The 25,605-nt window shown below is 63.3% G+C and carries 23 protein-coding genes; 14 read left to right on the forward strand and 9 right to left on the reverse strand.

The features are described 5' to 3' along the window. The first annotated feature begins 54 nt into the window (after positions 1 to 54). From BRA471DRAFT_RS29950 to BRA471DRAFT_RS29965, 4 genes are all read left to right on the forward strand, one after another. Entirely contained in the window at positions 55 to 1,023 is a 969-nt protein-coding gene (locus BRA471DRAFT_RS29950) for an MBL fold metallo-hydrolase (protein WP_007614168.1), read from the forward strand. Positions 1,024 to 1,073: 50 nt separating this feature from the next. Further along, the gene (locus BRA471DRAFT_RS29955) at positions 1,074 to 2,078 is read left to right on the forward strand and encodes an alpha/beta fold hydrolase (RefSeq protein WP_007614170.1); all 1,005 of its coding nucleotides are present in this window, start codon (positions 1,074 to 1,076) and stop codon (positions 2,076 to 2,078) included. A 21-nt stretch (positions 2,079 to 2,099) separates the two neighbouring features. Next, a complete protein-coding gene (locus tag BRA471DRAFT_RS29960; protein ID WP_007614172.1) occupies positions 2,100 to 2,546 on the forward strand; it encodes a DUF6130 family protein in 447 nt (148 codons plus the stop codon). Positions 2,547 to 2,630: 84 nt separating this feature from the next. Continuing rightward, positions 2,631 to 3,986 carry an esterase-like activity of phytase family protein gene (locus BRA471DRAFT_RS29965; protein ID WP_007614173.1) on the forward strand — a complete coding sequence of 452 codons (1,356 nt, stop codon included), beginning with the start codon at positions 2,631 to 2,633 and terminating at the stop codon, positions 3,984 to 3,986. A 160-nt stretch (positions 3,987 to 4,146) separates the two neighbouring features. On the opposite strand, the gene BRA471DRAFT_RS29970 is transcribed toward BRA471DRAFT_RS29965, so the two are convergent. Then, the gene (locus tag BRA471DRAFT_RS29970) at positions 4,147 to 5,823 is read right to left on the reverse strand and encodes a mucoidy inhibitor MuiA family protein (RefSeq protein WP_007614175.1); all 1,677 of its coding nucleotides are present in this window, start codon (positions 5,821 to 5,823) and stop codon (positions 4,147 to 4,149) included. A 168-nt stretch (positions 5,824 to 5,991) separates the two neighbouring features. Beyond that, a complete protein-coding gene (locus tag BRA471DRAFT_RS29975) occupies positions 5,992 to 6,612 on the reverse strand; it encodes a response regulator transcription factor (protein ID WP_007614177.1) in 621 nt (206 codons plus the stop codon). Between the two features lie 203 nt (positions 6,613 to 6,815). On the opposite strand from BRA471DRAFT_RS29975, the gene BRA471DRAFT_RS29980 reads away from it, so the two are divergent. Next, complete coding sequence (locus BRA471DRAFT_RS29980) at positions 6,816 to 7,844, forward strand: AraC family transcriptional regulator (protein ID WP_007614179.1); 1,029 nt, start codon at positions 6,816 to 6,818, stop codon at positions 7,842 to 7,844. Positions 7,845 to 7,846: 2 nt separating this feature from the next. Here BRA471DRAFT_RS29980 and BRA471DRAFT_RS29985 read toward each other — a convergent pair whose 3' ends face one another. Next, positions 7,847 to 9,058, reverse strand: coding sequence for an NnrS family protein (locus BRA471DRAFT_RS29985; protein WP_007614180.1), 1,212 nt, complete (start codon positions 9,056 to 9,058; stop codon positions 7,847 to 7,849). A gap of 128 nt (positions 9,059 to 9,186) precedes the next feature. On the opposite strand from BRA471DRAFT_RS29985, the gene BRA471DRAFT_RS29990 reads away from it, so the two are divergent. Next, positions 9,187 to 9,897 carry a Crp/Fnr family transcriptional regulator gene (locus tag BRA471DRAFT_RS29990; RefSeq protein ID WP_007614182.1) on the forward strand — a complete coding sequence of 237 codons (711 nt, stop codon included), beginning with the start codon at positions 9,187 to 9,189 and terminating at the stop codon, positions 9,895 to 9,897. An 86-nt stretch (positions 9,898 to 9,983) separates the two neighbouring features. On the opposite strand, the gene BRA471DRAFT_RS29995 is transcribed toward BRA471DRAFT_RS29990, so the two are convergent. Then, positions 9,984 to 10,181, reverse strand: coding sequence for a DUF1858 domain-containing protein (locus tag BRA471DRAFT_RS29995; RefSeq protein WP_007614185.1), 198 nt, complete (start codon positions 10,179 to 10,181; stop codon positions 9,984 to 9,986). Between the two features lie 187 nt (positions 10,182 to 10,368). Continuing rightward, positions 10,369 to 11,721, reverse strand: coding sequence for an oxygen-independent coproporphyrinogen III oxidase (hemN, locus tag BRA471DRAFT_RS30000; RefSeq protein ID WP_007614186.1), 1,353 nt, complete (start codon positions 11,719 to 11,721; stop codon positions 10,369 to 10,371). 159 nt (positions 11,722 to 11,880) lie between these two features. On the opposite strand from hemN, the gene BRA471DRAFT_RS30005 reads away from it, so the two are divergent. From BRA471DRAFT_RS30005 to BRA471DRAFT_RS30015, 3 genes are all read left to right on the forward strand, one after another. Continuing rightward, positions 11,881 to 12,087 carry a hypothetical protein gene (locus tag BRA471DRAFT_RS30005; RefSeq protein WP_007614187.1) on the forward strand — a complete coding sequence of 69 codons (207 nt, stop codon included), beginning with the start codon at positions 11,881 to 11,883 and terminating at the stop codon, positions 12,085 to 12,087. Between the two features lie 235 nt (positions 12,088 to 12,322). Then, positions 12,323 to 13,417, forward strand: coding sequence for a copper-containing nitrite reductase (gene nirK / locus BRA471DRAFT_RS30010; protein ID WP_007614188.1), 1,095 nt, complete (start codon positions 12,323 to 12,325; stop codon positions 13,415 to 13,417). A 50-nt stretch (positions 13,418 to 13,467) separates the two neighbouring features. After that, positions 13,468 to 14,346, forward strand: a complete 879-nt coding sequence (locus BRA471DRAFT_RS30015; protein WP_007614189.1) for an SUMF1/EgtB/PvdO family nonheme iron enzyme — start codon at positions 13,468 to 13,470, stop codon at positions 14,344 to 14,346. A 257-nt stretch (positions 14,347 to 14,603) separates the two neighbouring features. On the opposite strand, the gene BRA471DRAFT_RS30020 is transcribed toward BRA471DRAFT_RS30015, so the two are convergent. After that, positions 14,604 to 15,254: a CoA transferase subunit B gene (locus tag BRA471DRAFT_RS30020; RefSeq protein WP_007596236.1), complete on the reverse strand. Its 651-nt coding sequence runs from the start codon at positions 15,252 to 15,254 to the stop codon at positions 14,604 to 14,606. A gap of 18 nt (positions 15,255 to 15,272) precedes the next feature. Continuing rightward, a complete protein-coding gene (locus BRA471DRAFT_RS30025) occupies positions 15,273 to 15,980 on the reverse strand; it encodes a CoA transferase subunit A (protein WP_007596238.1) in 708 nt (235 codons plus the stop codon). Positions 15,981 to 16,269: 289 nt separating this feature from the next. On the opposite strand from BRA471DRAFT_RS30025, the gene BRA471DRAFT_RS30030 reads away from it, so the two are divergent. After that, entirely contained in the window at positions 16,270 to 18,198 is a 1,929-nt protein-coding gene (locus BRA471DRAFT_RS30030) for an AsmA family protein (RefSeq protein ID WP_007614190.1), read from the forward strand. A gap of 108 nt (positions 18,199 to 18,306) precedes the next feature. Here BRA471DRAFT_RS30030 and dctA read toward each other — a convergent pair whose 3' ends face one another. Both dctA and BRA471DRAFT_RS30040 read right to left on the reverse strand, forming a co-directional pair. After that, entirely contained in the window at positions 18,307 to 19,692 is a 1,386-nt protein-coding gene (dctA, locus tag BRA471DRAFT_RS30035) for a C4-dicarboxylate transporter DctA (protein ID WP_007614191.1), read from the reverse strand. 99 nt (positions 19,693 to 19,791) lie between these two features. After that, entirely contained in the window at positions 19,792 to 20,865 is a 1,074-nt protein-coding gene (locus BRA471DRAFT_RS30040; RefSeq protein WP_007614192.1) for a 4-oxalomesaconate tautomerase, read from the reverse strand. A 114-nt stretch (positions 20,866 to 20,979) separates the two neighbouring features. Between BRA471DRAFT_RS30040 and BRA471DRAFT_RS30045 the strand changes: the two genes are divergently transcribed. The 4 genes from BRA471DRAFT_RS30045 to BRA471DRAFT_RS30060 all read left to right on the forward strand — a co-directional run bounded on the left by BRA471DRAFT_RS30045 (position 20,980) and on the right by BRA471DRAFT_RS30060 (position 25,517). Then, complete coding sequence (locus BRA471DRAFT_RS30045; RefSeq protein ID WP_007614193.1) at positions 20,980 to 21,960, forward strand: LysR family transcriptional regulator; 981 nt, start codon at positions 20,980 to 20,982, stop codon at positions 21,958 to 21,960. Between the two features lie 357 nt (positions 21,961 to 22,317). Further along, entirely contained in the window at positions 22,318 to 23,703 is a 1,386-nt protein-coding gene (locus tag BRA471DRAFT_RS30050; RefSeq protein WP_007614194.1) for an ABC transporter substrate-binding protein, read from the forward strand. Positions 23,704 to 23,796: 93 nt separating this feature from the next. Further along, positions 23,797 to 24,669 (forward strand): carbohydrate ABC transporter permease, encoded by an 873-nt coding sequence (locus BRA471DRAFT_RS30055; RefSeq protein WP_007614195.1) that lies wholly within the window; start codon positions 23,797 to 23,799, stop codon positions 24,667 to 24,669. After that, on the forward strand, positions 24,666 to 25,517 hold the full coding sequence (locus tag BRA471DRAFT_RS30060; RefSeq protein WP_007614196.1) for a carbohydrate ABC transporter permease: 852 nt from the start codon (positions 24,666 to 24,668) through the stop codon (positions 25,515 to 25,517). Before BRA471DRAFT_RS30055 ends, BRA471DRAFT_RS30060 begins: the two co-directional genes overlap by 4 nt. Positions 25,518 to 25,605: the final 88 nt, after the last annotated feature.

The following is a 25,605-nucleotide window of genomic DNA, read 5'->3' on the forward strand; positions in this document are numbered from 1 at the left end:
ACAGCGGGGTCGATCATTGGCGCCGTCGATAGTCGCTCGAGAAGCGAGAATTGCATGCGTTCGACACGGCTCCCATCATTATCTCGACGCGGTTTCTGCCTGTGTTGCGTTGGCGCCGCGACGGCCGCCGCTTCGGGATGGCTTAGCCCCAGGCAAGCGTACGCGGAGGCGCGAGGCATCGTCAGCCTGATCAAGGACAGCGCTGCTGTATCGCCGATTGTCGCGCATAAGCTCCGAAACAACATCACCGTGCTGGAAGGCTCCGGCGGCAACATTGCCGTGCTGACCGGGCCCGACGGCAAGGTACTGATCGATGCGGGCATCCGCGTCTCACGTCCGCAACTCACCAAAGCGCTGGCCGATCTGGGCGCCGATCCCATCACCCATCTCGTCAACACCCATTGGCATTTCGATCATGCCGATGGCAACGAATGGCTGCATGCAGCCGGCGCCAAAATCATAGCGCAGGAAAACACCCGCAAACACCTTGCCGAAGTGCAGCGGGTCGAGGACTGGGACTACAATTTCCTTCCGCTCGGCGCGGGCGGAATCCCCAGCGAAGTCTTTGCCGACAGCCGCGAGCTTAAGCTCAACGGAACCTCGATCGGCCTGAAGTATTACGGGCCCGCGCACACCGACAGCGACATCTCCGTCACCTTCGCAGACGCCAACATCGTCCATGTCGCCGACATGTTCTGGAACGGCATCTATCCGTTCATCGACTACTCCACCGGCGGCAGCATCGACGGGATGATCGCTGCATGCGACGCTAATCTCGCGGCGATGGACAAGGACACGATCGTCATCGCCGGCCATGGCAGACCGGTCGGCAGCAAAGCCGAATTCCAAGCCTTTCGCGACATGCTCGCCGGGATCCGCGACAACGTCGCTCGCCTCAAGAAGCAGGGACGAACGCGGGATGAAACCGTTGCGGCGAAGCCGACAGCGGCCTTCGACGCGATATGGGGGCAATTCGTGATCGATCCCGGCTTCTTCACCCGACTGGTCTACCAAGGCGTTTGAAAAACCCCTCGCGCCGTCGGCGAACTCATCGTTTTGAAAAGGACATTGACATGAAAACCGCAGAGACCGCAGGCAAGCCACCGCTCCTCGATCGTCGCCGTCTCGTTCTTGGGTTGTCCGGAGCGGCTGTCGCAGTTGCTTCGACGGCAGCATCCGCGAAGCCGGAGGGCGACGAACACACCGCAGGTGCCTATCCGGTCACCTATCATCGAACCGCGACCGTCGATGGCATCAAGATATTCTACCGCGAAGCCGGGCGGAAGGACGCGCCGGTCGTGCTGTTGCTGCACGGCTTCCCGACCTCCTCGCACATGTTCCGCAACCTGATCCCGGCACTGGCCGACAGGTACCACGTGATCGCTCCCGACTATCCCGGATACGGCCAGAGCGAGATGCCACCGCGCGCGACATTCAAGTACACTTTCGACCGTTTCGGCGAGCTTGTCGGCGGCCTGCTCGACCAGCTCGGCGTCACCCGCTATGCGATGTATGTCATGGATTACGGAGCTCCCGTGGGCTGGCGGCTGGCGCTCAAGAATCCAGAGCGCATCAGCGGCTTGATCGTGCAGAACGGCAACGCCTATGATGAAGGGTTGAAGGAGTTCTGGAATCCGATCAAGCAATACTGGGCCGACGGATCCGAGACCAGCCGGCAGGCATTGATGAAGCTGGTCACGCTGGAAACGACGAAATTCCAGTACACCGACGGCATGTCCGACGTCAGCCGGATTTCACCCGACAACTGGGTGCAGGATCAGGCGCTGCTCGACCGTCCCGGCAACAGCGACATCCAGATGGACCTGTTCTACGACTATCGGACCAATTTGCCGCTGTATCCCGCGGTGCAGGCCTACTTCCGCAAGCACAAGCCGCCGACACTGATCGTCTGGGGCAAGAACGATTTTATCTTCCCCGCCGATGGCGCCCATCCCTACAAACGCGACCTGCCCCAGGTGGAATTTCACCTCATCAACACCGGCCATTTTGCGCTTGAGGACAAGTTCGACGAAATGGTCCCGTTGATCCGCAACTTCCTCTCCCGCAAGATCGCCTGATTGTCCCGGAAGGAAACGGACATGTATGCCGCTCTCGACTGCATGGCCGTTCTGGCGGCCTCAACTCTGTTCGCAACAGCCGCCATCGCCCAAACCGCCAGAGACGCGCGCGGCCCATCGCCGCTGGTCGCAATCGAAAACGAGGCGCCCGCGCGGTTGATCGTCGATCCGCCGCTCGCCGAACAATTGGCGCAGGGTCTCGTCTTCATCCAGTACAGCACGGAGAATCTCCGCGTCGTGCCGGTGTTCGGCAAGGGCGCGCTCGACGTATCGCCGCGCATCGGCCACGTCCATATCACGGTCGACGATGCGCCATGGCATTTTGTCGATGCCAGTGGCGAGACCGTGATCGTGGTCGGACTGAAGCCGGGCCCCCACAAGGTTCTGTTGGAGTTGGCCGATCCCACGCACCACGTGATCGACAGCAAGACCGTCAGCTTCGAGATTCCAACACCCCTAAAAAAATAGCCATCGACCGCGGCGTTTGGCCCGGCTTCACAAAACTGCAATGCGCGGTCCGCATAAGATGTCCTCCGTTAACAGGAGACGCACATGCGCGCGACTTTTCTTGGCACCGTCGCAACGATCATTCTTGCCGCGAGCTCCGCGCTCGCACAGAGCGAAGGCGAATTCCCCGCCAAGCTCGCCGGCCATTTGGTGATGCCGGCTGCCACCTTCATCGACGCGCCGGCTGATGCCCCCGCCGATCTCAAGACATCCGGCAAATACACCACCGGGAAGCGCGTCGACGCGCTCGGCACGGTGATGGGCAAGTCCTATGAGCGGGCGACCGGCGTATCGTTGCCGTTCAAGGGCCAGCCGTTGCAGGGCCATTCCGGCATCAAGTCGATGGGCGACGGCACCTTCTGGGTCATCACCGACAACGGCATGGGTGCGCGCGCCAATTCGCCGGATTCGATGCTGTACCTCAACCGCTACAAGATGGATTGGGTCGGCGGCAAGATCGAGCGGCTGGAAACCGTGTTCCTGCACGATCCCGACAGACGCGTGCCGTTCCGCATCGTGCACGAGGACACCGAGAGGCGCTATCTCACCGGCTCCGACTTCGACACCGAAGGTTTTCAGATCATCGGCGACACTTTCTGGATCGGAGACGAATTCGGCCCCTATATCCTGAAGGCCGACAAGACCGGCAAGATTCTCGGCCTGTTCGAGACGGTCGCCGACGGCAAGCCGGTGCGCTCGCCGGATCACTGGGCGGTGGCGACGCCGGGAGCACCGGGCGCGACCTACAGCAACGTCAACCTCCGCCGCTCCAAGGGTTATGAGGGCTTCGCCTCCTCGAAAGACGGCAAGTTCCTCTACGGTCTGCTCGAGGGGCCGCTGTGGAACGCCGAGAAGAAGGACTGGGAGAAGGTCGACGGCAAGGAAGCCTCGCGTATCCTGGAATTCGACGTCGCCGCGGAGAAATTCACCGGCCGCTACTGGCAATATGTGTTCGAGCAGAACGGCAATGCCATCGGCGACTTCAACATGATCGATCCGAGCGCCGGCCTGATCATCGAGCGCGACAACGGCGAAGGCACGGCCGACAAGGCCTGCCCGCAAGGCACCCGCGGCGAGAACTGCTTCCCTGACGTGGCCAAGTTCAAGCGCGTCTACAAGATCGAGCTCACGGAGGCCAATGTCGGCAAGCCCGTGCGCAAGATCGGCTATATCGATCTGATGAAGATCAGGGATCCCGACAAGAAGGCGAAGAAGCCGCTCAATGACGGCGTCTACACCTTCCCGTTCTTCACCATCGAGAACGTCGATCGTGTAGACGAAACCCACATCATCGTCGGCAACGACAACAATCTGCCGTTCTCGTCCAGCCGCGATCCCAACAAGGCCGACGACAACGAGTTCATGCTGCTCGATGTCGCGGATTTTCTGAAGGCGAAGTGAGCCCTGCTCTCTCCTCCCCCTCTCCCCGTTCTTACGAGGAGAGGGTTGGGGTGAGGGGCTCGATCCATGAAGATGGTGAGCGTGCGACTCGCGGAGAGTCCCCCTCACCCGGCGCTTCGCGCCGACCTCTCCCCGCAAGCGGGGCGAGGTAAAGAACTCCCTAACCCGCCGGCACGATCACCATGCTCTTGTCCTTCGGCCAGCGAATGCGCCAGGCGAAATTGATGTCCTTGACCTCGCCGGGCTTGGCATCGAACGACCATTCCAGCACGCCGCGCTTGTCGCGGATGTTGCTCGCAGTCGGCGGCGTGGTCGCAGGCAACATCTCGACGAGGATGTCCTCGCTCTCGCTGACAGGCAACTGATCCTCGATCGCGACCTTGATCGGGAAGTCGTGACCGTTGCGGATTGTGGTCTTGAACGAACGCTCGTCGGTCTTCGACGTCGTGACCAGGAGACCGGCCGACCCTTCGTTGCGCTTGAGCACCGCGCGCTCGATCCTGACCTTGTCGTCGGCGCCGAAGCCGAGCCGCACGATATCGTCCTTGGCCGAAGCCGAGAGCTTGCCGCGGCCGACGAAGGTTCCATCGCGATAGATTGCGACCTTGCCTGGCAACAGGCTCGCGTCGTCGGTCTGCTTGAAGCTTGCCTCGAGGAAGGCGGTGGGATCCATCACCGGTGCCGCGCGCACCATGAGATCGGCGGGCACGGTCATCGAGGCGATGCGCAGGCTCTTGGCGCCCTCGGCTGCGCCGAGGTTGACGCGGCCAGGAATCTTGTAGGTGGCCTGGAAATCGCCGATTTCGGCGACCGCCTGCTGTTCTTCGGCGCGCTCGCGGATATCCTCGGCCGCCTTGGCCGCGGACGTTTCGATCTTTCGCTGCTGCATTGGCGCCGCCGCAGGCATTGCCGAATCCGAAAGCGAACCCAGCGCTCGCGGCCTCGGCACCTGCGGATATTGTGCGACCAGCGAATTCAGCTCCGGCGCGCTGCCGCCGCGGCCGATGCGGACCGTGGAGACGCCGAGCGTGACGTTGGACCAGTCCTCGCCGGTCGATTGCGTGACTTCGGCGCGGCGGACAAGCTCGAGCTGCGGTTTGCGGTCCTTGGCACCGGTGTCGAGGCGGGCGTCGTAGAGCGGCAGCCAGCGCGCATTGCGCACATTATAGGTGACCCTCAACGTCGCCTTGGTTGCTGCCGGGGCGGCGATGTCCATGCGGACTTCGAGCTTGCTCGGCGGCTTGGCCTTGCGCTCGACTTCGAGCTGGCCGATCTGCCGATCGATCTCGCGCATCTTGCGCGTGGCGTCGCGAACGGCGGTATCGGCGCTCGCAATTTCCTCGCCGACGGTGGCAAAGGCCGTGCGCCATTCGGCAATCGGCCGCGCCTCGCCCTTGTCGCCGATGCCCGCGGGCGACGCTTCCGCAAAATGCTCCGCGAATTTGCGCCGCGCATTGGCCGAGTCGATCGCGCCTTGCAGGTCGGCGCGCTGGTCGTTCAGCGCCTCGATGCGCTTGTCCAGCTCCGGCAAATTGACCGGCGCCGCACGTGGCGTGCGCGCATCGATCGTGCCGATGGTGAGCTTCGTTCCCCCCTCGCCCTCCACCCGGATCGACGAGGTGTCGAGACCAAGCGGGAAGTCCTTGGCAATGAGCGTCGAGTCACCAGACGGCAGGTCCACCGCGATGACGCGGGTCACGGTCGCGCCATCGGGGTAAACGGTGACGGTATCGATGGCCGATGTGGCGTCCAATTCGGCGGCCCATGACGGCGACGCGAATGCCGTGGTCACCAGAACCAGGCTCGTCGTTGCCAAACATTTTGCGGTGATGCGCATCAAGTCCCTCCTCCAAGTCATCGCCGCCGCCAGCCGGACGCGCGATCCAATGCCTCGCCAACTTGGTTGGACGCGGCAGGGAAGGAACTGGTTCGATTGGGGTTTCCGTGGGGCGCCGCCGCGGCGGCAGCAAGGCCCGGAACGTGTCGGCGTCCCGCGACGGAGCCCTTAATCCTGAGGGGACGAACCCTGCCCGAAGATGCGGCGAAGCAGGTCTGTCACGTTCCTGGCGCCCGCCTTCTTCAGAATGCCGGCGCGATAGCCTTCGACCGTGCGTGCGCTCAGATGCATGCGCCGGGCGATCTCCTTGTTGGTCAGGCCGGCGGCCAGATGCTCGAGCACGTCGCCTTCGCGCACAGTCAGAGGTTCGCAGCCGGGCAGCCAGCGCTGCCGGTTGGAGCCGGGCTGTGCGAACTCGTCGATCGCGGCATCGATCCGGTCGACGAGGTCGCGGGTGCGGAACGGCTTCTCGATGAAGTCGGCCGCGCCGCTCCTGATGGCGTCCACCGCCATGGCGATACTGCCGTTTGTTGCGGTCACCAGCACCGGCGCCATGCAGTTTTCCTCACGCAGGCGCTTGAGCACATCGAGACCGGAGCGATCGGGCGGCATCTCCAGCAGCACGCAGGCCGGCATCCGGGCCCTGGCTTCCGAGAGCAGAGACGCACCGTCGGCGAAGCAGATCACGTTGTATGCGCTCTGTTGGAGCGCGGTGGACAATTGTTCGCGGGAGGCGGCATCGGTGTCGATGACGAATACCTCACCCTTGGAAAGCATGTTCCCCGGCATAATTCCGATCCAGCAATGTCTTTGGTCAAATGGTCCGAGACGGCAGCGGGGCCTCGTCGCGCCGCGCCGTCATATGCACGGCATTCACGCCCGTGCTTCGGTTTCACTTATGTATGTTCCACCCGGTTCCCGGATTTGACGGATCGGGACATAAACTTTACATTTCGGGACATCTGCGGGAATGGCTGGCAGGACCGGTTCGCATGACCGACCTCATTCGCAGCGCGGGCTTGAGCTATTACCCGGAGGTCGCCCGGTCGGTCGGGCTCGACCCCAGACAGATGATGCGCAAGGTGAGGCTGCCGCTGGCCTGCCTCGACAAGCCCGATACGCCCATTGCTGTCACCGGCCTGCGACGTCTGCTCGAATTGTCGGCGGAGGCGTCCGGAGCCGAAGATTTCGGCTTGCGGCTTGCCGAGCGCGGCGGGCTGACCAATTTCGGCGCGGTCGGCCTGATCGTGCGCGAACAGGCGACCGTTGGTGAAGCCATCGAGGCCTTCTCGCGCTTCATCCCGATCCACCACGACGGCATGAAGCTGGACGTCACCCGCGACAAGCAGACCGTGACCGTCACGCTGCACCTGCGCGGCCGACAGCCGACCGCGCCACGCCAGTCGATCGACATGGCGCTCGGCAGCGTCCATCGCATCATCCAGTCGCTGTTCGGCAGCGATTGGCGGCCGCAGGAAGTGCACCTGCATTATCCTCCGCCGCACGACCGCAAGCGCTACCGCGAGTTCTACGGCTGCCGTGTGACCTTCAACGCGGAGGACGATTCGATCCTGTTGTCGGCACACGACATGGAGCGCCGGATCCCGAGCGCACATCCGCTGATCGCGAGCTATCTACGCAAGCGGATCGAGGCGATCGAGACGCGGCCGGCAAGCTGGGAGGAGAAGGTCGACGAGGTCGTGCGTCTCCTGCTCGCCGGCGGCGACTGCACGGTCGAGCGCGTGGCCGAGCACCTTGCCTGCACCCGCCGCACCATCCACCGCCACCTCGCCGAAGCCGGCACCAGCTTCTCGGCCATTCTCGACGCGCAGCGCGCCGATCTCGTGGTCCAGCTGATCGACGACCCCGGCCGGCCACTGGCCGACATCGCCGTGCAGCTCGGCTTCTCGGCACAGAGCGCCATGGCCCGCTGGTTCCGCGGCCATTTCGGCTGCACCATCACCGCATGGCGCAAAGGCGTCAGGCCATTGGAATCACCGACCGTGGCGACCACGGCTTGAATTCAGCGTGCCGGGACAGGCACGCCCATGATGGCGAGGGCGCGGCGACGGCTGCCGGCGAGCAGCGGCCCGAACGCAAGGGCAAAGCCGAGGAACGCAACGATCCAGCCGCAGGCGGCAATGTGCAGCAACGCGTCGCTTTGCGCAGGCCAAACCACCGCCGCGATCCGCGCCAGCGCCGCCACGATGATCGCACCGTAAATGGCTTGTGTCGCCGGCGAAGCCGTCAGCGCCTGTCCGGTATGGCCGAGACTCGCACGGCTCATCACCGCGAGCGTCATGGTTCCGGCCGCGCCCGCCATCCAAGCGTGGATGCCCGCGCTCGGCGGCAACGCGCCGAAGACGGCAAGAGCATGCAGGAGGAAGCCGAGCGGCACGAAGACATAGCCGACATGGAGGATCAGGAGCAGCCGCTCGCGGAATGTGCGGTCACCGGCCCAGCGCGCAAGCCGCACCAGATGGAGCCCGCCGACGACCGCCATCACCACGCCGGTGAAGGTGCTCAACGGCGCGATGATCCATGAGACGAGCGCCAGCGCGCTGCACCCGATCACCACCCCGTCAAAACGCCCGAACGGCACCGGGAGGCGGCCGGGGTTGAACTTGACTAGCCAGTTGCGGGTGAAGCTCGGGATGATGCGGCCGCCGATCAGCGAGATCATCACAACGACCACGCCGATGCCGACGCGGATGCCGACATCGGCCGCACCCGCATCATGCGCTTCGAGATGGAAGGCTACATTGCCGGCGAGCAGCACGAGTACCAGCACCACGACCGGCAGGTTGCGCCAGTTGCCTCCGGCGATGATCTCGCGCGTTGCAGCGGCGACGACCAGCGTCAGGAAGGCGGCATCGACGGCAAGCGCGAACGCCCAGCCGATATCGGCGGACAGCGTCACCGCGACCCGGCCGGCGAGCCAGACCGCCAGCAGCGCGCCCAAGGACGTCCCCTGGATCGGCAGCCGCCCGGTCCAGTTCGGGATCGCCGTGAACAGGAAGCCCGTGATCACCGCCGGCAGGAAGCCGTAGAGCATCTCATGGACGTGCCAGTCGCGCGGCGCGAAAGCGGAGCTCACCGACAATTCGCCGTAGAACATCGGCAGCCAGGCCAGGATCGAAAGCCCTGCCTGGATCGCGGCGAGCAGGAAAAAGGGCCGAAAGCTGTTCGCAAACAACGGCCAGCCCTCAAAGTTGCGGGATCGGGCGCCAGCCATGGGTCAACTCCAGTCGATTCAAATCGTCGCCTGGAAAAATACTGCCGTCCGGCCTGCTCGTTTTTGCGCTATCGCAAACACCCTGACGATTGCAGGTGTCATCACACTTCCAGCGCCAAGGAGGCAGAATGGCCAAGGTCGACACATCGCTGGTTGCGCATTTGCCGCTGTTTGGCGGTGTCAAGCCGGAGGACCTCGAGGAGATCCTGCGCGAGGCCCGCTCGGCGCGCTATCCCAAGAACAGCGCCATTTTCGAGCAGGGCGCGGACGCGCAATCGTTCTTCCTGCTGCTGCACGGCCATGTTCGCGCGGCCAAGACCACACCGACCGGCGAGCAGATCGTGGTGCGATATGTCGCGCCAGGCGAAACGTTCGGTCTCGCGATGGCGATCGGAGCCGCGCGCTATCCGGCCACGGCGATCGCGGTCGACGACAGCGTCGCCCTGATCTGGCCGACCTCGGCCTGGCCGCGGCTGGTCGAGCGATTTCCCTCGCTCGCCGCCAACACGCTCCAGACTGTCGGCACGCGGCTCCAGGAGAGCCACACCCGGATCCTGGAAATGTCGACCCAGCAGGTCGAGCAGCGCGTCGCGCATGCGCTGCTGCGCCTCGCCAAACAATCCGGCAAGAAGCTCGACCGCGGCATCGAGATCGACTTCCCGATCAGCCGCCAGGACATCGCGCAGATGACCGGCACCACGCTGCACACCGTGAGCCGCATCCTGAGCGGCTGGGAACAGCAGGGGCTGGTCGAAAGCGGCCGTCAGCGCATCATCCTGCGCGATCCGCATGGGATCGTCGTGCTGGCGGAGCGGAGCCCGGAAAGCGGCGCGGCATAGGCCAGGGTTGAGGGTCGCTTCCACTTACGGCGAAAGCGCCCCTCACCCGGGAATCCGCGCGCGGCCCGCACGAATTCCAGACCGCTTCACGCCGGCACGTGCTCGCACAGCGCGGCGAGGAATTGGTCGCGATCGATGCCATGCTCGCGGCAGGCGTCATCGACCGTGTGAAAGGTTGCGATCGGACAGCCCACGCAAGCCATCCTGAAGGCGAGAAACACCCGGATCGTGTGCGGCGCCGTGCGCATGATGTCATCGACCAGATCGTCGGATCCAAAAGGCATGGACAACAACTCCGTTCGGAAACCACGATAGCGGAGCGGGCTGTGGTTTCTTTGTTGGAGCGCAAGCTGCCTTGTCATTCCGGGGCGCGCGAAGCGCGAGCCCGGAATCCATCGGGCAGCAGGCCAAGAGGTGAAATGGATTCCGGGCTCGCGCCAAGGGCGCGCCCCGGAATGACGGAGAGAGAGACTACACCGCCCGGCTGTGCAACTGCTTCGCCGGATCCAGATGCGCGTCGAATGCGGCGGCGACGCTGCGAACGAGAAAGCGCGAGTCCTTTGCGACTGCGAGGCGGTCGCCGTCCAGTCTCACGACACCATCGGAAATCAGCGGCTTCAGACGCGACGCCGATTTCAGCACCGCCCCGGCCTCGGCGCCATGACGCGCGCAGATGTCGCCGAGATCGGCGCTGAACTCGCACATGATGCGTTCGATGATGTCGGCGCGCAGCCGATCGTCGTCGGTGAGCCCATAGCCTTTCGCGGTGGCCAAATGGCCCGCGGCGATGCTCTGCGCATAGGCGTCGATCTGCACCTCGTTCTGGACATAGCCCTGCGGCAAATGTCCGATCGCGCTCGCGCCGAAGCCGAGCAGAACTTCGCCCTTATCGGTGGTGTAGCCCTGAAAATTGCGCCGCAGCGTGCGTTGCTCGAAGGCCACGGCCATGGAATCGCCGGGTCGCGCGAAATGATCGAGCCCGATCTGCAAGTAGCCGGCCTCCTTCAACGCATTGGCGATCGCGCAGGCCTGGTCGTGGCGCCCAAGGCCGTCGGGCAGCACGGCCTCGTTGATCATGCGCTGGTGCTTCTTGAAAGCAGGCACATGCGCGTAGCCGAACACCGAGAAGCGGTCGGGCCCAAGCTCGAGCGAACGTCGCACCGTATCCAGGCACGAGGCAACGGTCTGGTGTGGCAGTCCGTAGATCAAATCGAAGTTGATCCCGTTGATGCCGGCGTGCTGGAGCATGTCGACCACGGAAGCCGTCTGCTCAAAACTCTGCACACGGTTGATCGCGCGCTGCACGACAGGGTCGAAGCTCTGCACGCCCAGGCTCGCGCGATTGACCCCGGAGAGCCGCATGGCCTCGACCATGTCGGCAGTCAGCGTGCGAGGATCGATCTCGACCGCAATCTCGGCCGACGGCAGCACGAAGAACGATTGGCGCATCGCCGCCATCAACTCGGCAAAAGCCTCCGGCGCCATGATCGTCGGCGTGCCGCCGCCGAAATGGATGTGCTCGACCTTGATGCGCCGGCCGATCATTTCGGACACCTGCGCGATCTCGCTGCGCAGCGTGCGCAGATAGGCCGCGATGAGACCGTCTCGACGAACGATCTGGGTATGGCAGCCGCAATACCAGCACATCTCGCGGCAGAACGGCACGTGCAGATAAAGCGACGCGCTGGCCGCCGCCGGGAGCTCCGCCAGCCAGAGGGCGTAGGCACCCGCGCCAATCGCCGACGAGAAATGCGGTGCGGTCGGGTAGCTCGTGTAGCGCGGCAGTCGTTCCTCGCCGTAATTCACCGCAAGATCGGCCCTCATATCGTACCCATTCGTCAATCAATGCTGCGCAGCGGGGCGGCGCATCCCGGATGGCACTAAATTACCCGCTTTCGGGTGCGAAACCTTGCGCTCGCTCAAAGTCCGAGCACGGGATCGGAGCCATGGTGACATTCGAATATTGCCCTCTGGAGACAGGTTATGGCGTCGTTCGCGCTCGATCTCGTTCTGTGGCTCACCGGCGTTCGCGGCCATATCCCGCGCTTTGACGATTTTCGTCCCCTCCCCTCCACGCCCACCGTTGGCGCCGGCCACTTCGTACGCGTAATGGTCATCACGGTCGCCGTCCTCGCCGCGCTGTCGCTCGCGGTTTGGGGCACGGTCTGGATTGCGATCCAGTTGCTCTAGTCGACAACAATCCATTCACAATAAGCGCAACTGAACATGCAAACGATTTGCGGCCGACGCGGCTGACGTCGCGCGCATCGCGTCTTTGGTATCGCCGACGCGATCTTCGACAAACTCCTGAGGATTTTACCGGAGGCGAATAGGGCAAAAGCTTGTCGCAGCACAAACACGCTTGCTGCGATCGGCGCACACTGCATTCCGTCATCAAAACCATTTCAGATGAAGGATGCTTCCGATGTTCACCCGCCGAGCCGCATTGATCAGCGCCGCCGCAACCGCCCTGATGCTGGCGACACCCGCCTTGGCTGCCGACGATCTCAAACTGCCGCGCCAGAAGGTCGAGCTGGTCGCTCCGCCCTTCGTGCACGCGCACGAGCAAGCGACCAGGCAGGGCCCCAAGATCGTGGAGTTCCGACTCACGATCGAGGAGAAGAAGGTCGTCATCGACGAGAAGGGCACCACGTTCCAGGCGATGACCTTCAACGGCTCGATGCCGGGTCCGATGATGGTCGTGCACGAGGGCGACTACGTCGAAACGACGCTGGTCAATCCTGCAACCAATTCCATGCCGCACAACATCGACTTCCATTCCGCGACCGGTGCGCTCGGCGGCGGTGCGCTAACGCTGGTCAATCCCGGCGAGCAGGTCGTCCTGCGCTGGAAGGCGACCAAGACCGGCGTGTTCGTCTACCATTGCGCACCGGGCGGCCCGATGATCCCCTGGCACGTCGTCTCCGGCATGAATGGCGCCGTGATGGTGCTGCCGCGCGACGGCCTCAACGACGGCAAGGGCCACGCACTGAAATACGACAAGATCTACTATGTCGGCGAGCAGGACATGTACGTGCCGCGTGACGACAAGGGCAATTTCAAGTCATATGAATCGCCGGGCGAAGCCTTCACCGACACCGAAGAGGTGATGAAGAAGCTGATCCCCTCCCATGTCGTGTTCAACGGCAGGGTCGGCGCGCTCACCGGCAAGAATGCGCTGACCGCCAATGTCGGCGAGAACGTGCTGATCGTGCATTCGCAGGCCAATCGCGACAGCCGTCCGCATCTGATCGGCGGCCATGGCGACTATGTCTGGGAGACCGGCAAGTTCTCCAACGCGCCGGAGACCGGGCTCGAGACCTGGTTCATCCGCGGCGGCTCGGCGGGAGCTGCGCTGTACAAGTTCATGCAGCCCGGCATCTACGCCTATGTCACGCATAATCTGATCGAGGCCGCCGACCTCGGCGCCACCGCGCACTTCAAGGTCGAAGGCAAGTGGAACGACGATCTGATGACGCAGGTGAAGGCCCCTGCCGATATCCCGGCCAACACCAACTAGACGCGACGAGGGGCCGGTGAAGACCGGCCCCTTTTCCTCGGGGAACGACCATGCTGATCGCATTCAAGCTGAAACTGCTGCTCGCCTGCGCCGCCGGGCTTGCGGGGCCGATCGCAGTGGCGCCGCTGGTGTCGGACATCCGGACCCACGGCGCCGCGGCGGAGCCCGCCATCGTCAGGGTCGCGCCAGGCAGCCTGTCCTATCGCGAGGCCGGCGATTTCACCCGTGGCGGGCAGCAGGCGGAAGCGCCGCTGCGCGCGATGCATTTCGAGAAGCCGCTGAACATCATGCGGCATCAGGTCTCGTCATCCGACTATCAGACTTGCGTGCAGGAGGGCGCTTGTCGCGCGCTTGATCGCGGCGTGGCAATCGCCTCCGATCGACCCGCGGTGCAGGTGAGCTGGCACGATGCCGAGGCCTATGCGGGTTGGCTCTCGCGCAAGACCGGTCACAGCTACCGCCTGCCGAGCGACGCGGAATGGGCCTTTGCGGCCGGCTCCAGATTCAGGGATGACGGCCTTCCGGTGGACGCAGCAGATCCATCGAAGCGCTGGATCGGCCGTTACGAGCGTGAATCCGAACGCGACCTCTTCGACACGACGGCCTATCCTTTCGGCAAGTTCGGTTCGAACGAGCACGGCATCGAAGATCTCGCCGGCAACGTCTGGGAGTGGACCTCGACCTGTTTCGTGCGCTCGCGGATCGACGCGGCCGGCAATGCCGGCAAACCGACCGTGAATTGCGGCGTGCGTATCGCCGAGGGTGCGCACCGCGCCTATGTTACCGATTTCATCCGCGACGCCCGCGCCGGCGGCTGCGCGCAAGGCGTCCCGCCCGCCAATCTCGGCTTCCGCCTGGTTCGCGAGGAGCCGTCGTGGGTCGCAAGCGTGTCGGCGCGGTGGGGTCGGGCATGGTCGGTTAAGTCATGATGCGATTGAGGTGGCAATGTGCGCGCTGCCTCCACAATGTCGTCCTGGCGAAAGCCAGGACCCATTGCCGCCAAGCAAAGTTTGGCGAAGACTCGCGTTTGACAGCCCTTGGGACTATCGCCGACCGCGATCGATAGACCTCGCGGTATGGGTCGTGGCCTCGCCAGGACGACCGCAGATGTGGTCACGGCGGCGCCAAGCTGAAACGAAAATGGCCGGAGCGAAGCCTCGGCCATTTCGCGGTACTTGCAAGCGCCTTACGTGTTCTTCAGCGCGACGCGGAATTCGGCTTCGGTCTTGGCCTTGACCTCGTCGAGCGAGACGCCGTCGGCGAGCTCGATCAGCGCCATGCCGCCGCTGCCGTGCTTGTCGATCGTGAAGACCGCCAGGTCAGTCACGACCATGTCGACCACGCGCTCGCCGGTCAGCGGCAGATTGCACTGCTTCAGGAGCTTTGGACCGTCCTTGGCCGAATGCTCCATCACCACGACCACGCGCTTGACGCCGGCGACGAGATCCATCGCGCCGCCCATGCCCTTGACCATCTTGCCGGGGATCATCCAGTTGGCGAGATCGCCGTTCTGGGCCACCTGCATGGCGCCGAGGATCGACAGATCCATGTGGCCGCCACGGATCATGCCGAAGGAATCCGCGCTCGAGAAGTACGAGGTCGACGGCAGCTCGCTCACGGTCTGCTTGCCGGCGTTGATGAGATCGGCGTCCTCTTCACCCTCATAGGGGAACGGGCCCATGCCGAGCATGCCGTTCTCGCTCTGAAGGCTGACGTCCATGCCGTCCGGGATGTAGTTCGAGACCAGCGTCGGGATGCCGATGCCGAGATTGACGTAATAGCCGTCACGCAGTTCCTTCGCGGCGCGCGCAGCCATCTGTTCACGGGTCCAGGCCATGTGGTTCTCCTGATACGCTTAAGCGGCGGTGCGCGGGCGGGTGTTGCGGAATTCGATGCGCTTCTTGGCCGTTCCGACCTCGACGATGCGCTTGACGAAAAGACCGGGCGTGTGGATGTGGTCGGGATCGAGTTCGCCGGCCGGAACCAGATGCTCGACCTCGGCCACCGTGACCTTGGCGGCGGTCGCCATCATCGGGTTAAAATTGCGCGCGGTCTTGCGGTAGATGAGGTTACCTGCGGTGTCGCCCTTCCAGGCGTGGACAATGGCGAGATCGGCGAACAGGCCGCGCTCCATCAGGTATTTCTGCCCGTCGAATTCCTTCACTTCCTTGCCTTCGGCGATCAGCGTGCCGACACCGGTCTTGGTGTAGAAGGCCGGAATGCCGGCGCCGCCGGCGCGGATGCGCTCGGCCAGCGTGCCCTGCGGATTGAATTCGAGTTCCAGCTCGCCGGCGAGGAATTGCTGGGCGAACAGCTTGTTCTCGCCGACATAGGACGAGATCATCTTCTTGATCTGGCGGGTTTCGAGCAGGCGGCTAAGGCCGATGCCGTCGACACCGGCATTGTTTGAGACGACCGTCAGGTCCTTGACGCCGGAGTCGCGGATCGCGTCCGACAGCGTCTCGGCGATGCCGCAGAGGCCGAAGCCGCCCGACATGATCATCATGCCGTCTTTCAGAACGCCCTCGAGAGCCGACTTGGCGTCGGGATAGACCTTGTTCATGCAAATTACCTTCGAGTGAACCTTCGGCTTGCAGGCGTCGCGCCTTAGTGGCGGCGATTATTAGGCGAAATCGTCCGAAGCCGTCAATGATACGGGGTTCTCCGCTCCGCCCCTGGGTGATAGAAGCTGCCCAAGCCGTGGGCGCAACCGTTCCCGCGGCCTTGAAAGCGACAAGAAAACCCATCAAGTTGCGGCACTTAACACAATAGGTCTTGGGCGTGGGGCGCGCAGGTTTCCCGGCCCGCCTTCTGGCTCCAGCGACCAACTCGATCAGGACATGCCATTGACCATGGCCCAAGGAATGAAGCGCCTCGGGACGCCGATCGCGGCGCTGCTCGGCGTGGCGCTGATCGCCCTGATCGCGACCTCATGGCTCATCAACCGCGACGCGCTGCGCAAAGCGGTGGAAACGCAGATCCGCGACGTCACCGGGCTCGAGGTCAATGTCGCAGGCGCGATCGACATTTCGGTGCTGCCGGCAAGCTACATCTCCTTCCATGACGTCGGCCTGAAGGGCGGCGGCACCAGCGATCCCGCGCTCCATGTCGACGTGCTGACCGCGAACCTGCGGCTGCTGCCGCTGCTGCTGCAACGGTTCGAGATCGCCGACCTGACGCTGCTCCGGCCGCGCATCCATGTCAGCCTGAAGCCGGACGGCGAAAGCAACTGGACGCCGTTCATCCAGACCATCGCGCGCACCATGAAGCCCGGCGCCGAGAATCAAGTGTCGTTCTCCGAGATCCGGATCCAGGACGGCGCGCTCAATTACGAGGACGCCGCCACGCACGGCACCGAGAAGTTCGAGGACATCGACCTGTCGCTGGCCTGGCCCTCGATCTCGCGCTCCTTCGCCGCGACCGGACAATTCGACTGGCGCGGCGAACGGGTTGACGGCTCGATCAGCTTTTCCGATTTCGTCGCCGCGCTCTCCGGCGAGCGCTCGGGGTTGAAGGCGCGGATCGCGAGCGCACCGCTCAAGCTCGCCTTCGACGGCAGCGTCGCCAACCGCACCAGCCCGATGATGGAGGGCACGCTCACCATCGACAGCCCGTCCTTGCGCAACGCGCTACGCTGGACCGGCCAACCGCAGCCCGCCAGCGGCGGCTTCGGCCGCTTCGCGCTGAAGGCACGGGCCAATGTCGTCGGCGCGTCGATCGCGCTCACCAACGTCAATGTCGAGCTCGACGGCAACACCGCCGAGGGCGTGATGACCTACGCCAATAACGGCCGGCAGACGCTGCAGGCGACGCTCGCGGCCGACGCGCTCGACTTCACACCCTATATCTCGACCTTCCGCCTGCTCGCGAGCGGCGCGCGCGACTGGAACAGGCAGCTGTTCGATCTCAACGCCTTGTCGACCACCGACCTCGACATGCGCCTGTCGGCCGCCAAGCTGACGGTCGGGGCGTCGAAACTCGGCCGCACCGCGATCGGCGCGAATCTGCGCAACGGCACGCTGGCGCTCTCGGTCGGCGAGGCCCAGGTCTATGGCGGCATCGCCAAGGGCTCGTTCGGCATCGCGCGCTCCGACACCGTCGCCGACATCAAGGCGCAATTCCAGTTCACCGACGTCGACCTTCAGGCCTGCGCCTCCGAGCTGTTCGGTATCAACAAGCTGTCCGGGCGTGGCAACATCAACGTCTCGCTCCTCGCGTCCGGCTCGAGCCCGTTCGGCCTCGTGCAGTCGCTCGACGGCAGCGCCACCGTGACAGGGCATGACGGCGCGATCGCGGGCTTCAATGCCGAGCAGCTCCTCAAGCGGCTCGAGCGGCGGCCGCTGTCCGGTGGCGGCAATTTCCGCAACGGCTCTACCCCTTACGACAATCTCACCATCGCGGTGAAGTTCTCCGATGGCGTCGCCACCGCCGAGGACATCCGCGTCGAAGGACCGGCGGCGAAGATCACGATGACCGGCACCGCCTCGGTGCCGACGCGCGAATACGACATGAAGGGCGTGGCCAGCCTCAACAGCGCGTCGGGGTTCGAATTGCCCTTCGTGGTGCAGGGCCCCTGGGACGATCCCCTCGTCTTTCCCGATCCGGAAAGCCTGATCCGCCGCTCGCCGGCCTCTGCGCCCCTGCTCGACATGCTGAAAGACCGCAAGCCGGGCGACGCGGTGCGCTCCGCGATCGAGCGCATCACCGGCACCGGGAAACGTCCCGCACCGGCCGAATCGCCGACGGCGGAGAACGCCAAGCAAGGCGCGAAGTCGAACTAGGCTGATAGACATCGCTCTTTCCGATTTCGGCAGCCCACACTCAACAAGCTCGACTTGCCAGCGGCTTGCCAACTGAATACTGCGGCCGATTTCATCCCAAAGGTGGAGTTAAGCGGCCGATTGCGTCGTCGAGATCCACGCCTTGTCCTCCTGCACCACTGCTCGCCCGCCGATCTTCGATCCGGCCGCGACGTTGAGAGTGCCACTCTGTCCCAGTTCGCGTGCCAACACCTCGCGATCACAAGCGCCCTCCCACAGCGAAACGGTGATAGCCGCGACGCAGTTGCTGATCATGCTGGTCAGCGCCCGTGCTTCCGACATGAAGCGGTCGATGCCGACAAGCAGCGCCACGCCTGCCACGGGCAGATCCGGCATGACGGAGAGAGTCGCGACAAGGGCAACGAAGCCGCTGCCGGTAACGCCGGCCGCGCCTTTCGACGTCAGCAGCATCAATCCGAGCATCGCCGCAATCTGCCCCCACGACAGGTGGATGTCGCAGGCCTGCGCGATGAAGATGGAGGCCAACGTGAGATAAATGGCGCTGCCATCAAGGTTGAAAGAATAGCCCATCGGCAATACCAGTCCGGACACGCCTTTTTGGCATCCGAGCTGCTCCAGCTTGCGCAGCGCCCCAGGGAGCGCCGGCTCCGACGATGACGTGCCGAGCACGATGAGCAGTTCTTCCTTGAAGTAGCGAATGGTCTTCCACAGGCTGAAACCGTTCAACCGCGCCAGCGTACCGAGCACGACGATCACAAAGACCGAGCAGGCGACATAGAATGTCAGGATCAGCAGTCCGAGCGAGCCGATCGAACGGACGCCGTAGCGGCCGACCGTGAAAGCCATGGCGCCGAAGGCACCGAGCGGAGCGAGCTTCATGACGAAGCCGAAGCACACAAACAGCACCTGTGAGAACGAGTCGATTGCCTTTGTCACGACGGCACCGCCGTCGCCGGCGCGGCTTAGCCCAAAGGCGACCAGGACGGAGACCAGCAGCACCGGCAGAACTTCACCATCGGCAAATGCTCCGAAGAACGAATGCGGGATAATGTGCAGCACGAAGTCCGCGAATCCGGACACGCCAGCTTGCTTGGTGAATTTCGCGGCCACCGACGGATCCAACGTGCTGGGGGAAACATGCATGCCCACGCCCGGCTGGATCCACGATACGGCGATCAGGCCTGCCAGCAATGCGAGCGCGGTCAAGAGGTAAAACAGCGCCATGGATTTCACCAGCGTGCGGGCAACCTCGCGGGAATCGCTGATGCTGTTGATGCCGCTCACGATGGTGCAGAACACGATCGGCGCGATCATCATCTTGACCAGCTTGACGAAGCCGTCTCCGAGGGGCTTCAGCGCGGCGCCGAATTCGGGCCAGAAATGGCCCATGAGGATCCCCAGCATGAGGCCAATCAAGACCTGGACGTAGAGAACCCGGTAGAATGGCTTTCGCACCTGAATGTTCGGGTGCCCGACCCGCGCTTCCTTCTGCATTTCTTATCTCTCCCATGGCTCTGAATTTTATGGCTCTGAATTTATGGCCCTGAATTTGTGGCTCTGATTTTTCTTGATGGCTTCGGAGGCGGCCCAGCTTCAGGCCGCCATGACTGAAAGAGGCACGTGCGACCGGCGAGCGAAGACGTGGCCCTCGAAGATTCGCCGAGCTGTCCGCTGCACCTTGGCAACTGGGCCGGGCTCCAGCCGAACCACGAGTTGGCCGGAGGGATGGGCAAGTGTGATCGTCACCGGCGGCGCCAACAGTCCGACCATCTCTGCGGCGATCGTTCCGGGCGTCACACAGGCGGTCGCGATCGCGACAGCGCCGGTCACCGCGAGTGCGCTATGGCAGTCGTGCGGCATGAAGTACCGGGTGTTCAACGTCGCCTCGACCGCGGGCGAAATCAGGACCGGTTTCGGAATCACCATTGACGGGGAATCCGGAAAACCCATCCGGCGTCCAGCCTCGATACGCAGGTTTTCGAGCCGCGCGCGGAAGTCGCCGTCGGCGAACGCCGAGGGTGCCTCACGGCCGGTCCATCCCATATCCGCGGCGCGGACCAGCATGACCGGCATGGCTGCGTCGATGCAGGTTACGTCCACCCCTTCGATGCGGTCGACCGGACGTCCCGTCGGTAGCAGGCGGCCGGTGCGTGCGCCGGCTGCGTTGGGGAACGACAGTTCGATAGGCGCGGCCGTTCCCGGTACACCGTCGATCTGCGCTTCGCCCTCATAGGTCACGCGCCCGCCGGGAGTGGCAACCGTCGCGTCAATCAGCTTGCCGGTATTGACATTGTGGATGCGCACATGGGTGCGATCTGCGGTAGCGGCGACCAATCCGGCTTCGATTGCGAACGGCCCTACCGCTGCCAGCATATTCCCGCAGTTCGGCGAAGTATCGACGATCCCTTCACGAATCCGTACCTGGGCAAAGAGGTAATCGACATCGGCACCCGCGACGGATGCCGGTCCGACGATCGCAACCTTGTTGATGACGGCGTTGCCACCGCCAATTCCGTCGATCCCAAGATCGTGTCCCCCTCCCATCACCGACAACAAGATCGCATCCCGCAGCCTGGGTTCGGCTGGAAGATCGCTGGCCAGAAAAAACGGCCCGCGCGAGGTGCCCCCGCGCATTACCACGCATGGAATAGCGATCTGATCGTTCATGAGGCTCTTCCGTTCGGGAACTTTGCTCGAAGGAGATCATCCACCCGCCCAACTCTTTTGTGAAATGCAAATATCTGATGTATTATTCCGGTTATTGGTACAACGGAGTCTGCCATGAATGCAGAACTGCTCGACCTCAAGGCGTTCATCACCGTGGCGGAGATGGGCAGCTTCGTCCGCACCGCGAAGGCGCTGAACCTGTCGCAACCGGCGCTGAGCCGGCGCATTCAGAAGCTCGAAGAAAGCCTCGGCGCGCCGTTGCTCGAACGGTCCACGCGCCACGTCAACCTCACCATGACCGGCCGCGACTTCCTGCCAAAGGTGCGCCGCCTCATCGACGAGTTCGAAACGTCGGTGCTTGCCATCCAAGATATCGGCGCGCGAAGTTCAGGTGTTGTGTCGGTGGCCGCGGTGCCGACAGCAGTATTCTATTTCCTGCCACGAGCGATCGGCCGATTCGCCGAAGCGTATCCGCGCATTCGCATCCGGATTTTGGACATCGGCGCCAATGAAGGATTGGAAGCGGTCGCGCGCGGAGAAGCCGACTTCGGCATCAATTTCATCGGCGCTTCGCATGCCGAAATTGAATTTGAGAAACTGGTCGAAGACCCTTTCGTCCTGGCGTGCCGCCATGATCATCCGTTGGCATCGCGCAAGCAGGTGAGCTGGTCGGAGATAGTGCCGCACCGTGTCATCACCGTGGGCCGCAACAGCGGCAATCGCGCGTTGATCGACAACGCCATGGCGCGGCACGGCTTGCAGCTCAACTGGACCTACGAAGTCGCTCACCTCTCCGGTTCCCTTGGCTTGGTCGAAGCGGGACTGGGCGTCGCGGTGCTACCGAGGCTCGCGACGCCAGCCGCCGGTCATCCGATCATCCACACCATTCCGTTGATCGAGCCGGAGGTATCGCGGACGATCGGAATCGTGCGTAGGCACGGTGCGACCCTATCTCCACATGCAAGCCAGCTCCTCAAAATGCTTCTCGAGGCATGGCGCTCTCCCTTACTAACGAGTGGGCAAGGCAAGCCGCGTCCCCGATCCGCCGGGGCAAGCTCGAATGCTGCTTCGATGGGTCTGAAGCGGAAACGCTGACAATTCGCCGCGGCGCGCTGCCAGACTGTTCCTGCCGCTGTCGTGTCCTCAAAGGCATTTCTGGATCACCGCCGCAGCACAGCGGCGCGGCCGGTTGCGTTGCCTTGGGCCGTCACACCGCTTACAACAGCCGGATCTTTCGGCAATCCGGCAGATGATGGGGTGAGGCCGGGATGCCCAGAGCGAATTGATTGCCACGAATTGATGCAGCCTTTAGATCGATGCGCACATTAAGCATCTCCACAGGGCGATCCCCCACGACCTATGTCTGACAACAAGCCGCTAGATCGTACCACGGCCATGCGCTAGTGTTTTATACGACCGGTTAAAAACACCGGCCGTTTGAGGGAGAAAAACGTGAAATCCAAGGTTATTGGCGCAGTATCACTGGCGGTCGCTGCGGCCGGGCTGTTTGCAGCCGCTGCACCCGCATTTGCGCAGCAGAAGACGATTACGGTCTGGTGGGGCAAGGGCTTCTACCGCTCCGAAGACGACGCGCTGCTCGATACGATCAAGAAGTTCGAAGCCAAGACGGGAATCAAGGTCGAATTGTCGCAGTACGCGATCCAGGACATGATTCCGAAGACGGTCGCGGCGCTCGATGCCGGCACCGTGCCCGATGTGGCCTATTCCGACTCCTATGACGTCCAGGCGCAGGGCAAGTGGGCCTATGAGGGCAAGCTCGAGGACCTCTCGGATATCATGGAGCCGATCAAGGGCCGGTTCGTGCAGAACACGCTGGACGCCTCGATCCTCTACAACGACGTCACCAAGAAGAAAGCCTATTACGGCTTCCCGCTGAAGCAGCAGAGCATGCACGTCCAGATCTGGAACGACATGCTGGAGAAGGCCGGCTTCAAGCTCGCCGACATTCCGACCGACTGGGCGGGGTACTGGACGTTCTGGTGCGACAAGGTGCAACCCGGAATCCGCAAAGCCACCGGCCAGCGCATCTACGCCGTCGGCCAGCCGATGGGCGTGGAATCCACCGACGCCTTCCAGTCGTTCTACACCTTCATGGACGCCTACCACGTCAAGCTGGTCGATGACGACGGCAAGCTCACGGTCGACGATCCCAAGGTCCGCGAGAACCTGATCAAGGCCATGAAGGACTACACCGACACCTACATCAAGGGCTGCACGCCGCCGTCCTCCACGACCTGGAAGGATCCGGACAACAACGTCGCGTTCCACAACAAGACCATCGTGATGACCCACAACTTCACGATCTCGATCGCGGCTAAGTGGTACGAGGACTCGCAGAACCAGGCGCTCACGCAAGAGCAGCGCGACGCCGGCAAGAAAGCCTATGAACAGGACATCATCACGGCGTCCTTCCCGAAGGCGCCGGATGGGTCGACCATCCGCTACCGCTCCGACGTCAAGACCGGGCTGGTGTTCAGCGTGGCCAAGAACAAGGCCGAGGCCAAGCAGTTCATCAGCTTCCTGCTCCAGGAAGAGAACGTGCGGCCCTATATCGAGGGCGCGCTCGGCCGCTGGTTCCCTGTGACGAAGGAAAGCCAGGCCAGCCCGTTCTGGCAGGCCGACAAGCACCGCAAGGCGGTCTACGCCCAGTTCACGGGCGGCACCGCGCCGTTCGACTTCACCAAGAACTGGAAGTTCACGATTCTCAACAACGAGAACGTGTGGGCCAAGGCGATGAACCGGGTGGTCAGCGAGAAGGTTCCGGTCGACAAGGCCGTCGACGAACTGATCGCCCGCATCAAGCAGGTCGCGGGTTAAGTCATCGCCCCTCGCCCCGCCCTGCGGGTGAAGGTATAAGAACAGTACCGGCCGCGTTTTGCGGCCGGCAACTCTTTGAAGAGTCCAAAAAGAATGGCGATTACGCTCTCTGGTGATCAGTCGATCCCCGCACCGCCCTTGTCGTCGCGGCTGACCCCGACGCAAATCTGGGGCATCGTGCTGCTCGCACCCTATTTGCTCGTTTTCCTCGCCTTCGTCGTCTACCCCGTCTGTTACGGGTTATGGCTGGCGCGCGCTCCGTCGAATTATGTCGCGCTCTATAACGACCCGATCTTCGCGCGCGCCGCCGTCAACACGCTGATCTTCCTGGTCATCGGCATCAATATCAAGATGCTGATCGCGCTGTTCCTGTCCGGCTTCTTCGCGCAGCAGCGCACCTGGATCAGATGGCTCTCGGTGGTTTTCATCCTGCCCTGGGCGGTGCCGTCGATCCCGACCATCCTGTCGGTGCGCTTCATGTTCAACCCCGAATGGGGCATGGTGAACCACTTCATCTTCTCCTTGACCGGCGATGACGGCCCGAACTGGCTGAACGACCCGACCGTGGCGCTGACCATGGCGATCGCCGTCCACATCTGGAAATCGCTGCCGTTCTGGACGCTGATCCTGATGACCGGACGGCTTGCGATCGCGCAAGATCTGTTCGAGGCCGCCGAGGTCGATGGCGCCAGCTGGTGGCAGAAATTCCGTTACATCACCTGGCCGTCGCTGCAGATGCTCTACATCACCTGCACGCTTCTCTCGATGATCTGGACGCTCGGCGACTTCAACAGCGTCTATCTGCTCACCGGCGGCGGCCCGGCCGACCTCACGCACGTGTTGTCGACGCTCGGCATCCGCTATCTCCGGCTCGACCAGCTCTCGCTCGCGATGGCCTCCATCGTCTGCGCGATACCGTTCGTCCTGCCGCTGATGTACTTCATGATGAAACGGTTGTCGCGATGAAGCTTCCCTCTCTCCGTGACGTCGCGACCGAGGCGCGGCTGCTCCTGATCGGCATTCCCGTCCTGCTCTGGACGATGATACCGATCTATCACATGTTCCTGTTTGCGATCTCGCCGAAGGAGGACGCGTTCTCGGGCAAGCTGTGGCCGGATCATCCGACACTGCACAACTTCGAAATCGTGTTCAAGCAGCAGCATTATTTCCTGCGCGACTTCTACGTGCAGTTCTGGAATTCGCTGGTGATCGCGGCGGCCGTCGGCGTGCTGACGCTGGTCATCGCGACCGCCGCGGCGTTCTCGATTTCGCGGCTGCGCGTGCCCGGCGGGCGCATCGTGATGAACCTCGCGCTGTTCACCTATTTCATCCCGGCGGCGTTCCTCGCGGTGCCGATGTATCGCACCATGGGCAATTACGGCCTGCTCAACAATCATTGGTCGCTGATCCTGGCCATGGTGACGATCGCCAGCCCTTATGCGATCTGGGTGCTCAAGCAGGCCTCCGACAAGCTGCCGGTCGAACTGGACGAGGCCGCCGTGATGGACGGCGCGACGACCCTGCAGATCTTCCGCCTGGTCTATTTGCCGCTGATGATGCCCTCGCTGGTCGCGATCGGCACCTATGCGGTGCTGCTCGCCTGGAACGAATACCTCTACGCGTTCCTGCTGCTCTCGAACGACCGCGAGCTCACCCTTCCCGTCGCGCTCGGCAACTTCCTGGCCGCCGACGACTCGCCGTGGGAGCTGCTGATGACGACCGGCTTCATCTACGCGCTGCCGCCGGCGGCGATCTACTACGCCTTCCGCCGCTACATGGTGGGCGGGCTCACCGCGGGTGCGGTGAAGTCCTGACGCAGCAGGACAGGTCGGGACGCCGCAAGCACGGCGCTCGCGCAGACTAGCGGACAATTGCCAGTTGTCCGCGCCTGCTCTAACTTGC

Source organism: Bradyrhizobium sp. WSM471, assembly GCF_000244915.1.
In the GTDB taxonomy this organism is placed as follows: domain Bacteria; phylum Pseudomonadota; class Alphaproteobacteria; order Rhizobiales; family Xanthobacteraceae; genus Bradyrhizobium.